Raw genomic sequence first — 15,960 nt, forward strand, 5'->3', positions numbered from 1 at the left:
ACTTACTTTTACCCAAAAAACTGAGAAATTCACAGAATATTTGCTATTTTTCGTAAAATAATAAGCAACAGAAAGGCGAATATTAGTTATAATCGAAAAGAGAGCATGCAAATCGGAGGTAGAACTTAGAATGAACTTAACCTTTCAGACCGCAAAGAAAATAATCTTTGGCGCCGGTTGTATTCGAGACATAGGCACAGAAGCTGCGTCTCTAGGTAAAAATGCATTTCTTATTACCGGTAAAACGTTCCTGCGGCGAACAGGTTGGCTCGACAAAGTCTTAAAACTTCTGGAAGAATCAAAAATAAAGGTAAACATTTTTGAGCAAGTTCCGCCAGAGCCCACAATTTCTAACGCCCAACTGGCACTAGATTCTTTCAGACAGAGCACATCGGATATAGTAATAGGCATCGGTGGTGGAAGTGCTCTCGATGTGGCAAAAACAGTAGCTGTCATTGGTCGCCAGCCGGGAACGATTTACGAATACTTTTATGGACGCTGGGTAGAACAAAAGGGGGCACCATTCATAGCGATACCAACCACCGCCGGGAGTGGTTCAGAGGTTACTCCAAATTCGGTATTGATAGATGAAACCGAAAGAATCAAAGCAAGCATACGAACCCCCTTGATGTTTCCAGATGCTGCAATCGTTGATCCAGAATTGACGTTATCTTTATCCAAAGAATCTACGGCATATTCAGGAATGGATGCTCTTTCACAAGCAATCGAAGCTTATGTATCAAAAGGCGCAAATCCAATAACCGATGCCCTAGCAAAAAGTGCTGCCGTTCGTTTATTAACCAACCTACCCAAAGCCTACCACAATGGAATGGATGTTGAAGCAAGGACAGAAGTCGCGTTGGGCAGTCTCATGGGAGGCATTGCATTTGCCAACGCCAGGCTTGGTCTTGTCCATGGATTAGCACATCCGATAGGCGTCATAACAGGCCTCGCGCATGGTCTAATATGTGCCCTCCTACTTCCATTTGTAATGCGTTTTAACCTAGAAACATCAACAACAAAATACGCCAACCTTGCTCGTGCTGCTAGAATTTCAAACAATACTGACGACAACAAAGCCGCCGAGGCTTTAATCAATCATTTGGAACACTTGAATTCAGAAATGTATATTGAAAAACAGCTAACAAAAGTCATACTCGATCGCCATTACTGGCCCCAAATAATCTCGCAAACCCTTGCATCAGGCTCGGCGAAGAGTAATCCGCGCCAAGTGACAGCAGAAAGTGTTGAGGAAATTCTAGAAATCATTTCAAGTCCTAATCTATCTCCGAATTAAACGAAACTGTGTCTTCTCGAATGATGTTTCTTGTTATAACAGAACAACACTCCTATTCCTTAAAAAGCAAACTGGGATAAAGGCAAACTTGACCGGTCAGGGTTTCGATGATAAAATCTCATAGCCAGACATCACGGCTTCAAGGCACAAGGAGTTGCCATGAATCTTGAACTTATGACATGCCAGCGATTGACTGCCGGGATTCTTTACCCACCGCTTCAAATCCAAATGGTGGACCTCAATCGCTTGTATACCGTCATCACAGAAAGATATCAATATCAAAATTTAACACATCTGCCAGACGGCGTTCGCATGGCTAATCCGACTGGCGACTGTTTCATTCAAACAACTAGAATTCAGGTGAACGAAGCAGTTGTCCACTTTCAAGCAAGCAAAGAGAAATGTCTTGACATATTCCAAATAGTCAGCGAGCGGCTGAATATACAGAAATATTTAACCTTCGGAATTAAACTTACTGCACTGCTTCCGCTTTCCAAACCGGAGGCTGCTCCCCAATTCACCGAAGCTCATCTACTAGCGATAAGACCTGACCAGTGGGCTTTGCTAGGGCCAGGCCGCAAAGGCGCGGGGTTGAGAATTGTGCTACATCAAGACGGAATCCACGACTTACGAATTGAGCCGTTTTTCAATGATACCTCTCAACTTTACATCGAAATAGATGTTCAACATCCCGAACCTTTCGATTCGTTAGAAAGTATCGAAGAAAAGATGGATTCTGCATACAACTACCTCTTTGGCAATTTGAAAGATTTCCTCGCTTCGTTTTAGAACAAGAACACCACGATTCACCTTTACTTTAATATTTAGTATTAACAATTCCCTATATCATGCCAATAATTAACTTGATAAACGCTTAAAAGGTTCAAAATTGGACGCATCAAAAGAAAGCTTAGAAAAACTATTAAAGAAACAGCACGCTGCCCATCACAAACAAGCCCAACTTTGGTTGCTTGCGATAATAGTTATAAGTGTTTTAACTTTGTGTATGGTGTTGATGGATATCTCATCAGCCATTCTGCAACACACAAGATACATCAGATACTCCAATTTCTTTATAGAAAACCGCATTTTGCGGATTGGCCTGGTGTCTGCAATCCTCCTGCTTTGTATTTATTTCTTCGACTCTTCAAGTAGGGCGAGAAAGACAAGTCTCCAGCTCACCAAGGAACTGGCTGAGAAAAACCATATAATAGAACAGCGAAATAGAGAATTATTAAAACTTAAAGAGATCTCAGACCGACTAGTTGGCAATCTGGATATGCAAGAAGGCTTGGATATGCTCCTAAGCATGGCACTAGAGATAACAAGGGCAGAGACTGCCTCAATTCTCTTAATGGACCAAGAATTGGGCTTACTTGATTATATGTCCGCAAGAACAGTATCCGTCAACGGAACTTCCACAGATTTATCACATATAAAACGCAGCCTTGCAGAGTGGGTTGCAAAAAATAGTAAGCCGGTATTGGTCAACTCTGAATCAGACGAACCTGAAATTTCGGCGTTACTTGGCACGCGGGGTGTCGCACCCACAATGATTGCACCAATTGTTGTTGGCGGGAAAACGCTTGGTGTCCTCTCAATTGTGCGTGGAAAGACAGATGAACCCTTTAATCAAAATGACATTCAAGCAATTTGTGAATTAACTGATCGTGCTGGATTGGCAATTGAGAAGATGCATTTATATAGAAAGCTTCGCGAGCAAGTGGTTTGTCTGCGCTCAGCATTAAGGGATTTAAAGCGCGCCCAGGCAGGTCTAATTCAAAATGAGAAACTTGCGTCCATAGGTCAACTAGTTGCCGGTATGGCACACGAAATAAACAATCCATTATTGGTAATTCTTGGTCGTGCTGAGATGCTTTTAGTTGACATGGATCCTGATAATCCTACTGCAAAAGACCTTGAAATAATAAAATCCGAAACACAGCGAATAGCAAATCTGGTGCGAAATTTACTTGGGTTTTCACGCACTAGCCATCCTGGCATGCTAAATCCTGTTAATATAAATGAACTGATAGAACGCACGTTAGAGCTTGTGCAGACCCAAGGTGGCATTACCATAGTAAAACGACTCACTGAAGGTCTCCCAATGATATATGCTGATGCAAGCGAAATTCAGCAGATTTACATGAATATTGCTATTAACGCTGTTCAGGCAATGAAAGAAACAGGAGGCAAGTTGATTGTAGAGACTTCGCAGGATGATGCAGGCTTTGTCGTTGCAAAGTTTGCCGACACCGGCCCAGGGATAAAACCCGAGCACCTCAGTAAAATATTCGACCCCTTCTTTACGACAAAGCCTGAGTTTGAGGGTACTGGACTTGGCCTCTCTGTAAGCAAAAGCCTTGCTGAGAAATATGGCGGCAAAATCGAAGTTGAGACACGCGTCAAGCAAGGTGCAACATTTATTGTAAAACTACCTGCAATACAAGAACCACTTCAAGAACTTCCCAAAGTCGCTTGAAAAGTCATCACTTAAAGCTCGGTAGAATGATACCTCTCATGATAACATTTTGTGCAAAGACGAACACTGTTAGTGTTGGTATGGCCGCTATTGTCAATGCAGCCATCGTTATATACTTCGGGGCCGTAATCTGAAGCTCATACAGCCAAACCATCATCGTCCACATTTTTGGGTTTTGGCAAACCAGGAACGCAAACATAAACGCGCCATACGCCGCCGTAAACGAACTGAGTGCAATTACTGCAAAAATAGGCTTAGATAGCGGAATTGTGATTTGCCAAAACATCCGCGCTTCGGATGCTCCATCGATTATTCCCGCTTCATAAAGTTCCTTCGGGAGGCTATCAAAGAAACCTTTAAGTAGGAAAATCGAAAACCCACCAGCCATTCCCGGAAGAATCAGCGCCCAAAAAGTGTTAAGCATATGGAGCTTCTTTAGGAGCAAGAAATTTGGAATCAATGTTACTTCCGCAGGAAATGCCATTGTGGCCAACAAAAAGAGCAACACCTTGTACGAATAGCGAAGGTTATACCGCGAAAGAGAATAAGCGCACAGTGGGTTAACAATTAAATGGGTTAAAATAGCAGCGAGACAAAAGACAAAGGTGTTGAATACTGCCCTGCCATGAAGAAGTATGTAGTTCAAAACCATTGCATAATTGCGAATTATAAAATGCTTTCTTAATTCCCTATGGTGTGCAAGTACATAATGCCAGTCGGCAAGGTGCTGGGGGGGAGATAGGTCTAAAAGAGAAGCATACTTTGTTCCATAGGCTTTATTGATTGCATCAAGGCTACCGTATTTTCTGAAAAGATATTGTCTGTATAGGTTTTCTGAGTTTACAGCTTTTATTGCGGTGACTGGAACAACTTTCGAAATAAAATCCATCCAGTCAACGAGCGGTGTTCCCTCAGCTGGTGCCTCCTTTGGTAAGACAATCTGGTCAAACGATGAGTAACTTGTACCATAGATCCTATTTACCTCTTCGATATTTCCCCCATAACGGTTTTGAAGAAACTTCCGATAAGCCGGCAATGCCTTTGAGTTTAGAACCATATAACGGAACGGGAGCATAGTTCGTGCGAACTCTTCCCAGTCGGCTCTTTGCCTGGGATCAGCGGGAAGGGTAGGGGAAAAGTGTACTTCCATAAATGATTTGTAATTAGTACCGTAGGCTTTGTTTAGTTTGGCTATATCGCCATCGTATTTGTTCTCCTTTAAGAATGTCCAAAACAATGGGTCAATGCAAATTATCCGCCGAAATTCCGATGGCAATGATGCTTTGAACTCCAGCCACTCTTGCATTTTTGGGGTCTTCTCTGGCTGCCACTCACGGCTTTCCGTGCGCTCAAAAGGCGTAAAAACGGTCTCGAAGCTTTCATTTTCCTCGCGATAAAGCTTGTTGAGAGCATTAATGTCGTTATTAAATCGCCTTCGAAGCCAAGCCCGATATTCGTTCAGCAAACGGCTTGGAGCATTACTTATGACACCATAATTAGCTTGCATATATTTAAGCGGAATTGTCCGACTAAAATCCTCCCAGTCCTTTACCATTCTCATTTGATTTGTTGTGAGAGGTGTTTTCTGAGGTGGAGCAATGTCCTCCATTTTCGCAAAGTCGGTACGGTAGTAGCCATTAATTGCATCCATATCGGCAGCATACTTTATCTCGGCAAATTTGGCGAAAAGAATCGAATCGTCATACCAGTATTTAGGTATTACGCTGTAGTTGTTAACATCAACACCGCTTTTTGTGGAAGTTGCCAACATAATGAGGAAGGGATAGACCATCGTTATTGCCCCCAAAGTTAGGACAATATATAATCCCGCGATGAGCAAGCGCATTGACCACGAACGTCTGCCAACAGTTGGGATAATCGACATCTATTCTTCCCTCCCTGCTGCGGAAAAGCGTACGTTTCTCAATATGCGTAGCTGATACATTGTGAAGGCTATCAGCATACTTCCCATCATCCAGGCGGCAGCCGTAGCATATCCGAATCTTAGATACATAAATGCGTTATACCAAATTTCAAGGCCGATAGTGTGAGTTGCATTTAGGGGGCCACCACCTGTCATGACAAAGATGTTTTCCATTGCCTTAAACGAACCTATGAATGCTCCGACGAAATTGATGATTATAAGAGGCTTTAGGGTTGGCAACGTTATGCGCCATATCTTGCTCCATACGCCAGCTCCGTCAATATCCGCTGCCTCGTACATTTCATCAGGAATGCTCTTCATTGCAGCTAGATAAATAATACTTCCAGGCCCAGCACCCGCCCATATGCCTGGGAGTATGACGCAAAGCATAGCCAGTTTTGGGTCACCCAGCCACTTAAGAGGCAAATTAAATTTGAGGATTTCAGGGTTAATTCTTAATGTATTCGCAAGAGCTTCTGCAGCTTGATTGTAGAATCCTAAAAGTGTGTTGAACAGTCCTTGAGGCGTGGGGTCATAGAACCACATCCAAAGAAACATAATCACCAGACCACTTGTCACCGCAGGTAGGTAGTAGAGAGTTCTAAAAAGCATCTTGCCACGCGGAACTTCATGAAGCATTAATGCTAGGAAAATTGGTACGCAGAAGCCAAGGCTTAGATTCATTCCGGCATATAATAAACTGTTTAAGATACCCCGCCAGAAAGTTTCTGTTGTAAACACCTCAATAAAATTGTCTAAACCAACCCATCTACTGTTGCCAATAATTCGGTAATCCTGGAATGCCATAATCATTCCACGAACAAGCGGGTAGTATGCCCAGACGAGTATTGAAAGCACTGCCGGAAGCATAAAAAGCCAAGCGACTACATGAACCATCTTGCTACCGCGCACGACCCTCGTGTCTGCAGTTTCATCAGCATGTGCCTTTGCCAACTTCCTAACCTGCGTAGCACCAACTGAGCAAATGAGTACTAGGAGTGTCGCAAATATAACACGAGCCGTCTTTCTCCTTCTTTCTTGAACCCCAGGGTCTACATAGCCAAGCATTTTGCGGTCAATATTGCGAGCGGCTTCATCCAAAATTTGTTTAGGGTCTTTGTCAGGACGAAGGACAGCTTCCTGCAGGGGATAATCTAGCTCAATATAAATCATCTCGCAATTTTTGCCATGAGGCTCGGGCCGACCATATTTAAAAGCTTCCCTGTTAGCTTCGATCCAACTCTTTGGAATTCCACGGAGATATTCGACATAGCCATACTTCTCGAGCATAACGGGGTTAACCATTTTTCCCAACCCTGACTCTACGTACGCCTTTGTCCTCACCCTGTCGGCCTCTTCGCTGCCCATGAACTTGATGTACTCCCAAGCAGCATCTCGAACACGCTTGTCTCTAATTGTAGCATTGATTCCCCACATACCGGCGTTGATTTCATTCGCATGCCCTGCCGGGCCCGCTGGGAGCGGCGCAATTCCTATCAGGCTCGGATTGATGTTCGAGCGGTTAGTTACAAGATCCGTGGAATATGCAAACCACTGAGCTATTTTCCCTTGTTCAATATCCTGTGCGTAGGTGGCGGTCCTAGTTGCAACTCCAATCATTTCACGGCCATTGCGCTTCCATTTTCCAATCATTAGCTTTTTATAAAAATTAAGCGCTTTCACACCAGCCGGGGAATTAAAGACGCAATGCCACTCGCCTTTTTCATCTTGAGCAACAATATCGCCGCCAGCTTGCCAGAGAAAATTAATCCAATGGAAAGCCGTACTACTTGGCCCTGATGAGAACGCAAAACCCCATTGACCCTTTTCAGGGATAGTTAGCTTCTTGCAATACTCATAGAATTCGTCCCAAGTTTTGGGAGGCTTGTTTGGATCGAGGCCGGCAGCTTTGTAAAGGTCTTTACGATAATATAAGGCTTGTACGCATTGAAACCATGGAATCGAATATACCTTGCCATCTACAGTGATGACTTTTCGGATTTCTGGGTGAATCTTTTTTAATATTTCAGGGTCCTTTTCGATGTACTCATTGAGGGGATAGAGAAACCCTTGGTTTATAAAATTGTGAAGCTTCCGGAAGTTTACATAGAAAACGTCAGGGGCAGTACCGCCTGCCATTGCCATGAGTAAGCCACTCTCTGCTGCCCTTCCTTGTACCTGCAAGCCGCTTGCGCTAATGATTTTTATGTTCGGGTGCAATTCCTGAAAGCGCTCAAAAACTGCGCGATTTGCACGCCGCCAAGGGTCGGTAGCGTCTTTAGGAGGAATACCCCAATCTCCACCCCATAAGCGAAGCTCAACAATTTCTTCCTTAGCGGACTTGTTAGTAACGGTATCGGCAAAAATGAGCCCTGAGCCGCAGGAAATTAACACACAAGCAAGCAGTAAGCGCAGTATATGCTTTTGGATCTTGAACAAGCAGACCTCCGTGGTGATATTACGAAGATGTCCTAAGAAGAACAAGCTACACAGGAAGTATAACAAAGCTTACATGTGATGTCAACTCAAATGCAAAATAAACATATACATGAGTGGTAGTAGGGCTTTCTCAAAATATGAACTAAGTTCTTTAATGGAGGCTAGTTGTTAGGCAAGAAATATAAACTCTTTTTCCATTTCCTCTAACCTTTTGAAGTAATTCTAGATCGGTAGTAATCAAGGATAACAGCCAATACTATCACAAAGCCTGTAATCATTCGCTTCGTTGCTTCTTCTGTGCCAATCTGTGAAAGTCCGCTACTCAGTATTGCCATAAATAAAACACCCAACATAGAGTTTATTACCGAACCACGGCCCCCCATTAGGCTAGTTCCGCCGATTACTACTGCCGCTATTGCTTCTAATTCGAAACCTGTGCCAGCATTGGGATTTGCCGAAGCCATGCGGGCGGTGTTCACCACTGCAGCCATTGCGCAAAGGAAGCCTGAAAGCGCATACACTGAGACTTTTATCCTTGACGTATTAATTCCCGATAAATATGCCGTTTGCTCATTTGAGCCAATGGCAATTAAGTACCTCCCAAAAGTACATCGCGACAAAACCAATTGGCCTAAGACGACCGCAACAATTGCAATAATAAACAGCACAGAAATATTCGCAATCCCAAACCCTGCGATTTTGCTAATCTTAGAACCCAAATAAATTGTGCGAGTTTCGGTAAGAAGGAAAGTTGCGCCACGGGCAACTTCAAGCATTCCCAAGGTAACAATGAAGGGTGGTAAAACCCACCTTACAATTACAAGACCATTGATCATCCCGCAAAATAGTCCCGTGGCAATACAAGCTAGAATTGCTATCGGAAGAGGTAAACCAATGCGGTCAATGCTGAGTCCCAGTACCGCACCAGAAAGCCCCACAAGCGAGCCAACCGAGAGATCAATCCCCGCGGTAATTAATACAAATGTCATTCCAACAGCAACCAATAACGCAGCAGGTATTTGATTAGCAATTGCAGTAAAGTTCGTGGCCGTCAAGAAGTTTGGACTTCTAATGCTGAAGTAGACCACAAGAGCGACTAAGATGGTACCTAAACCTACTATATCTTTCAGCCACTTAAAGGTTGACGAAGTTGCCTTTTTCATATTTTCTCTGGCAGCGATTAATGCTCTGAAGTTTTTGCAGTGCTAATTTTCTACTTTAGTTATTAAATCTACCGGAGTTTCTTTATCTTTTGGCGCAGTCTTGCCTCGAAGCATTTCTAGAGCATATTCAATGCCATAAACGGCAAGTTGACCAGCATGCTGGTCAGCCGTGGCAAGCAACTTACCTTCCTTAAGGAGCTCTTGTGCCGCGCTGATATTATCATAGCCCACCACTAAAATCTTTCCAGACTTTCCCGCCTCTTCGACGGCTTTTACCGCACCAATAGCCATACTGTCATTCGCACAGAGGAGTGCCTTGATATCTGGATGTGCAGTAATAATACTGCGTGCAAGTGCGTTCGCTTTGTCGGTTTCCCAATACGCCGTTTGGGAAGTAACAATCTGGATTCTAGCTGCTTTCATGGCATCTTGGAACCCTAATTTTCGCTGCTCGCCATTATATGCGTTCGGCGCTCCCTCTAAGATCGCAACCTTATCGCCAGGCTTCAATAACTTAGCTGCCACCTCACCAACCGCTCGCGCACCTTTGCGGTTGTCCGGACCAACAAAAGGCGCCTTGAGCCCTGCTTCTTTGAGAGCAGAGCTATCAAACCGATTGTCTATATTCACGACAACAATGCCTGCATCAGCAGCTCTTTTGCATACCGAAACCAAGGCTTTCGAATCAGCAGGCGCAATTACAATCGCGTCAACACCTTGAGCAATCATCTGCTCAACAAGCTCAACTTGCTTATTTACATCTAATTCGTCCTTGATTCCGTTTACAATTAGTTCATACTCGGACGCATGCTCTTTATTATGCTTTTCCGCACCCTCTGCCATCGTTTTAAAAAATTCATTGGCGAGTGACTTCATTATCAATGCAATTCTCGGCTTTTCAGCTTGCTTTTTGCCGCAACCAGTGACACCGACAACTAAAATACAAATAACCAAGAATATGGCAATCTTTCTTAATACCATATCTGCCTCCAAAAGTAATATCTTCTAATGACCTTTACACCATAATAATCAAAATAACCTTCAGCTTCGAAGGTATTATTGATAACATAGCGAAAAGAAAATTGGTGGCGCTTATGGTTGAAAAATCGAAAAACCTAACAAGCAGAAAGCCTAACATTGTTTTAATCTTAGCAGATGATATGGGGTTTTCCGATGTTGGCTGCTATGGCGGTGAAATTTCCACCCCTAACATAAATCGGCTAGCCGAAAATGGTATCAAGTTCGCTCAATTTTATAATAACGCGGTATGTATGCCAACTCGCGCATCTATTCTCACCGGCCTTTACCCTCAACAGGTAGGCTCTACCGAAAAGGCAAAACTTAAAGCATCTGGAAACGTGACTATTGCAGAAGTATTGAGAAGCGCTGGGTATCGGACTCTTATGTCTGGCAAGTGGCATAACGGCAACTCATCTTGCGAGCTACCAACATCGCGCGGTTTTGATAGGTATTTCGGTCTCCTCAGTGGAAGCAGCAACTACTTCAACCCTGGCTTAAAACGCCCATACGAACCCGAGCCAGCGCATAAATCTCCAGGCGACATGCGCCCTTGGGGAATTGATGAAAAGATAATCCATCCATTTACCCCTGACGATCCTGATTTTTACGCGACCGATGCTTTCACCGAGAATGCTTTGGCATTTCTCGACCGATACGGTCATGAAGATAAACCCTTTTTCCTCTATGTTGCATATACCGCCCCCCACTTTCCAATACAAGCAAAACCTGAAGACATCGAGAAGTATCATGGCAAATACATGCTCGGTTGGGATGTAATTCGCAGCCAGCGGTATGAACGCCTTATTGAAATGGGCATTCTCGACACCAAATGCCGCTTATCTCCGCGTGACCCGCTTGCGCCTTCATGGGAAGACGTTAATGATAAAGACACATGGGACCTTAAAATGGCAGTATACGCCGGCATGATAGAATGCATGGACCGCGGCATCGGAAGAATCGTTGACAAAATCAAAGCACTTGGGAAACTGGAGGATACAATGATAATATTCCTCTCAGATAATGGCGGCTGTGCTGAACATATTAATCGCACGCCAGACATTCCGACTGGTCCCGTAAACTCATACTCCACCGTAGATGCGCCATGGGCAAACGCAAGCAATACGCCTTTTAGGCGATTCAAGGTATTCCACCATGAAGGCGGCATCTCAACGCCTTTAATAATCTCATGGCCGCGCTTAATCGCAGGCGGAACAGTTTGCCACGAACTTGGACATGTAATGGACCTTATGCCAACACTTGCTGAAATTGCTGGCGCCAAGTATCCAAATAAATGGAATGGTCAGCGCGTCTTGCCAATGGAAGGCATTAGCCTTACTTCAATGTTCAGCAAGACCGCATCCTCAAAGAAATGGGACCGTCCTCCCATCTGTTGGGAATTTAAAGGCTGTCGGGCAGTGAGATTCGGCCAATGGAAGCTAGTCACACAAGGTCCGCCTCGAGTACATATCAACATTCCTATTGAGCCTGGAAACGAAGCTTGGGAACTTTATGATATGCTTGAAGACCGTTCGGAAACAAACAACCTCGCCGAAAAATATCCAGATAAGGTTAGAGAGCTTGAAAAGATTTGGCTAGATTGGCACAGGCGCTGTAGCCCACAACACCAATAAGTTCGCAAATGCGAAGATAATGCTTTGGTTAGAAAACAATTGAAAAGTTAATGTATTCCAACAGCTTGCTTGTAAAGTGAGGGATACCAAAAGTGAGCACTTCCAAACCTAAAATTGGTCTTCTACCCCTTTACTTTGAGCTTTATGACAAGGTTCTACCGCACGTGAAACCGAAGATTGACGCTTTTTATCAAACAATAGCCAATTCGCTGGAAGAACGGGGTCTTGAAGTAATAAAAAGCGCCGTTTGTCGTGTTAGAACAGAGTTCGAACATACTATGGATAAATTTTTACAAGCTGGAGTGGATGCTATCGTTACCTTACACCTAGCCTACTCCCCATCTCTCGAGGCGGCAGATGTGCTAGTCAGAACAAAATTGCCAATTATTATCCTAGATACGACACCTGCTTATTCCTTTGGTCCCAGCCAAAATACTGAAGAACTCATGTACAACCACGGAATTCATGGCGTTCAAGACTTATGCAATCTACTAATCCGACGTGGAAAAAGCTTTTATATCGAAGCTGGCCATTGGGAAAAGTCCGACGTCCTCGACCGCGTGGCATTATGGGCACGGGCAGCTTTACTCACAACCGCAATTCGAACCGCAAATGTAGGGCTTATAGGAAGACCTTTTGAGGGAATGGCAGATTTTTTGATATCACCTGACTTGCTGAGGAGCAGCATTGGCATCAAAACCGTCGAAACCACTTTTGTCGCCCTTGCGACGCTCCTTCCGTCAGAAAATGACCCCAAAGTAGAGGATGAAATAAGAGCTGACCACTCAACTTTTTTACTCAAAACAGTTGACCATCAGGCACACAGAACTACAATTCGGGCATGCTTGGCAGTACGCTACTGGATGGAAAAAGAGCAACTCAGCGCATTTACTTTTAATTATAGAGAGATTAACCGGTCTACTGGGTTTCCAACTGCACCTTTTCTTGAAGCTAGCAAAGCCATGGCAAGGGGTATGGGATATGCAGGGGAGGGCGATATTCTCACTGCCGCTCTTGTTGGAGCTCTCGCATCACAATACCCTGCAACGACCTTTGCCGAGATGTTCTGCCCTGACTGGGAAAACAACTGTGTTCTTATAAGCCATATGGGTGAAATGAACTTTCAACTTGCGGACAGCAAGCCTGCTTTGGTTAAAAAAGAGATGCCATGGGTGGATGCAGAAAGCCCAGTATTGGCAGTCGGACGATTCAGAAAAGGGGAAGCAGTATTGGTTAACTTAGCACCGGGTGCTGATGAGAACTTTACGTTGATTCTTGCTCCGGTTGCCATGCTGCAAATTGAAGGCGAAGATAGAATGACTGATTTGGTAAGAGGCTGGATGCGCCCGAAAATGCCGCTTGTCGATTTTCTGACGGATTTCAGCTACCTTGGCGGAACCCATCACTCTGCACTAGTTTATGATGCAGACATCGACAACCTAATACGCTTCGGGGAATTAATGGGCTGGCGCACTGCACTATTGGAATGAGGTTCTTTTTTAGGAAGTATCGGAACTACGCCAGCAATATGTACAGCAGTTCGTGAGGTTTGCAAGGTTCCCGGTTCTCACGGGCTACTATTATGCAACCTATTCCAAATCGAGTCTGGTTCCTCAATGAAAATGGCTTGCTTTAAAAAGGCTTAGGAAAGTCTACCCAACTGTGCGTTAATGCTGATTCTTCGGCAGCAGCCAGCAACTTCTGGACATAAAGCCCTCTTTTAAGCGACGGTTCGGCTGGTTTCCCTTCCGCAACTGCCAAGAGGAAATTGTATAAGCAGTGCATGTGACCCCTCAACCAACCGATGCTCGCTTTGCCCGATGGGAATACTGCAGGCTTATCATACTTTTGAACGCAAGATATTTTCTTCCAACCTCGCGAACCACCTAGCGGAGCATCAACGTCACGAAGGTCATATGCTTCCAACCAATTCAAATCCATCAGGTTGAACCGAATTGCACCTTTATCACCATGTATTTCGAACCGGAACTCGTCTTCTGTTCCTGTGGCAATTTTAGATGCCTCAAGCGTTCCGACAGTACCGTTTGGCAGTCGAACAAGCATCACAACCTGATCATCCGCCTCCACTTGGACAATCTGGCCGTTCTGGTTGGGACGAGTAGGGTATAAAATGCGCAATTCGGCAAGAACTTTTTCAAATGGACCAATATACCAATCCATTAAATCAACCACATGGGATCCTAGGTCTTGGAGCACTCCAGCACCCTCAGATTTTAACTGCTTCCAACGCATTGGTATGTTTGGATCAACCTGGCCTGAATGTAGGTATGCAGCTCTGAAGCCGATAACATTACCTAGAAAACCTTCCTCAATGAGATGTTTCGCCCGAATTGTAGCAGGAAGAAAGCGGTAATTAAACGTCATTTGCCCAATTCCTTTGTATTCACAAAGCGCTTTCTCAATCTTTTCTATGGCATCCTTCCCGACTACAAGTGGCTTGTCACAATATATATGCTTCCCCGCAGCCATTGCCGCAAGAAGCTGGTCTGTATGCTGGCTGTTTGGCGTGCAAATGTTTATGATATGAATATCCTCTCGCTTAATAAGCTCACGCCAGTCTGATGTGGCAAATTCAAAACCACCTATCTCCTTAGCTTTTTGCGCCGTTTCAGACCGCGAGGTAGCGACACCAACGAGCTTAGTGCGCACAGGCACGGGGTCATAAAACAAAGGCATGTTTAAATAACCATATGCATGCGCTTTGCCAATAAAACCAAATCCGATTATTCCTACACCTAGCGTGTCCATATCCAACATTCCTTAATATCCCATCCCACGTTCTACTTTAGCTTTTGGATTCCTTGCTATATCCATAGCCGCAATTTATTCGCATCAATCTGCGACCATATTAAAAGGGTGTTCCTGGCAAGCATAACCTTTCTGAAATCTGAAAAAATAGTACCTTGCTTGTCCTCAATTGTCAAGCTAGGTTACTGCTAAAGAAATTAGCTTTATAAAGCTATCAAAAAGCGCACATATACATTTTTGGCATGATTCTTGCAGGTAACATTACTAGAAAAATACCATTCGTTCAGCACCTAAAGTGCTATCACTAAAACAGAAAAGTTTTCGGTAAGCAATGTTCAATCTTGCACTAACCGATTCCAATAGGTAGGCGATTATGATTGGCAGAGGAGGTAATACTAATGGGGCGTAGGTTTCAGTTCGCAGTTAGTTTGGCTCTTCTAATTCTAATTTGTTACTCAGCAAATGCTGACCCAGTCAAATACGTCCAGAATCCCAATCGTGACATTAGTTTCGATTATGCATCTCATATACTAAATGGTGTGGGATTTTTAATGGCTGATGATTGGACATGTAGCGATGGCCTTCCAATAACAGACATTCACTGGTGGGGGTCGTATTGGGTTCCTCCCACTACAGGGCCTATTTCATATTCTGATTGGCGACCAAGCGCACCTCCCGGCGGAATCACCAAGTTCACAATTGCAATTTTCTCCAATGTTCCAGCAAATGACCCGAACAATACACTCGGGTTTGCGCATCCTGGCAATTTAAACTATCCTCTATGGATTGGTGAATACACAGGTGGGTGGAACGAAACTTTTGCCTTCAGTATAGACAAAGGTAATGGAGTTTTCGAAAACGTATATAAGTACAGTGTATTTCTCGAAGATGGATACAATCCACTTACACAGTCTCCATCGCCCCCCACTTTCAACCAATCAAAAGATACGACCTATTGGTTGGCGATTTGGGCTGAACTCCCCGCTGGCAAGCAGTGGGGTTGGCATGAAGCTGCTGGCCACTATGGTAATTATGCCGTTCAAACAGAAATCAGTGGCACGGCTGAAGACTGGTTTATCCCCTGCGGCGGGCGAGACATGGCATTTGAACTCACAGTAGTACCCGAGCCTAGCTCGGTACTAGTTTTGAGTATTGGAGCAGCTTCTCTCTTCGGCCTCCAGGTAATAAAAAGAAAACGCTCAAGTTAACTAACATCTTATTAAATAGGTGCTAAG

The 15,960-nt window shown here is 44.2% G+C and carries 11 protein-coding genes; 6 read left to right on the forward strand and 5 right to left on the reverse strand.

Going from position 1 to position 15,960, the window contains the following annotated elements; genetic code table 11:
* Positions 1-130 precede the first annotated feature (130 nt).
* From K6T99_09915 to K6T99_09925, 3 genes are all read left to right on the forward strand, one after another.
* Entirely contained in the window at positions 131-1,297 is a 1,167-nt protein-coding gene (locus K6T99_09915) for an iron-containing alcohol dehydrogenase (GenBank protein MCL6520136.1), read from the forward strand.
* Between the two features lie 159 nt (positions 1,298-1,456).
* Positions 1,457-2,086 carry a hypothetical protein gene (locus tag K6T99_09920; protein MCL6520137.1) on the forward strand — a complete coding sequence of 210 codons (630 nt, stop codon included), beginning with the start codon at positions 1,457-1,459 and terminating at the stop codon, positions 2,084-2,086.
* A gap of 316 nt (positions 2,087-2,402) precedes the next feature.
* Positions 2,403-3,779, forward strand: a complete 1,377-nt coding sequence (locus tag K6T99_09925) for a GAF domain-containing protein (GenBank protein MCL6520138.1) — start codon at positions 2,403-2,405, stop codon at positions 3,777-3,779.
* Between the two features lie 7 nt (positions 3,780-3,786).
* Here K6T99_09925 and K6T99_09930 read toward each other — a convergent pair whose 3' ends face one another.
* The 4 genes from K6T99_09930 to K6T99_09945 form a co-directional block, all read right to left on the reverse strand.
* Positions 3,787-5,664, reverse strand: coding sequence for a beta-galactosidase (locus K6T99_09930; GenBank protein MCL6520139.1), 1,878 nt, complete (start codon positions 5,662-5,664; stop codon positions 3,787-3,789).
* A complete protein-coding gene (locus tag K6T99_09935) occupies positions 5,665-8,142 on the reverse strand; it encodes an extracellular solute-binding protein (GenBank protein MCL6520140.1) in 2,478 nt (825 codons plus the stop codon).
* Between the two features lie 203 nt (positions 8,143-8,345).
* Entirely contained in the window at positions 8,346-9,305 is a 960-nt protein-coding gene (locus K6T99_09940; protein ID MCL6520141.1) for an ABC transporter permease, read from the reverse strand.
* A 42-nt stretch (positions 9,306-9,347) separates the two neighbouring features.
* Positions 9,348-10,286: a sugar ABC transporter substrate-binding protein gene (locus tag K6T99_09945; protein MCL6520142.1), complete on the reverse strand. Its 939-nt coding sequence runs from the start codon at positions 10,284-10,286 to the stop codon at positions 9,348-9,350.
* 113 nt (positions 10,287-10,399) lie between these two features.
* On the opposite strand from K6T99_09945, the gene K6T99_09950 reads away from it, so the two are divergent.
* Both K6T99_09950 and K6T99_09955 read left to right on the forward strand, forming a co-directional pair.
* Positions 10,400-11,956 carry an arylsulfatase gene (locus K6T99_09950; protein MCL6520143.1) on the forward strand — a complete coding sequence of 519 codons (1,557 nt, stop codon included), beginning with the start codon at positions 10,400-10,402 and terminating at the stop codon, positions 11,954-11,956.
* A gap of 92 nt (positions 11,957-12,048) precedes the next feature.
* On the forward strand, positions 12,049-13,446 hold the full coding sequence (locus tag K6T99_09955) for a hypothetical protein (protein MCL6520144.1): 1,398 nt from the start codon (positions 12,049-12,051) through the stop codon (positions 13,444-13,446).
* 142 nt (positions 13,447-13,588) lie between these two features.
* Here K6T99_09955 and K6T99_09960 read toward each other — a convergent pair whose 3' ends face one another.
* Positions 13,589-14,725, reverse strand: coding sequence for a Gfo/Idh/MocA family oxidoreductase (locus K6T99_09960; GenBank protein ID MCL6520145.1), 1,137 nt, complete (start codon positions 14,723-14,725; stop codon positions 13,589-13,591).
* Positions 14,726-15,123: 398 nt separating this feature from the next.
* Between K6T99_09960 and K6T99_09965 the strand changes: the two genes are divergently transcribed.
* Positions 15,124-15,933: a PEP-CTERM sorting domain-containing protein gene (locus tag K6T99_09965; GenBank protein ID MCL6520146.1), complete on the forward strand. Its 810-nt coding sequence runs from the start codon at positions 15,124-15,126 to the stop codon at positions 15,931-15,933.
* The last annotated feature ends 27 nt before the right edge of the window (positions 15,934-15,960 follow it).

This window comes from Armatimonadota bacterium, from assembly GCA_023511795.1.
GTDB lineage: Bacteria > Armatimonadota > UBA5829 > DTJY01 > DTJY01 > JAIMAU01.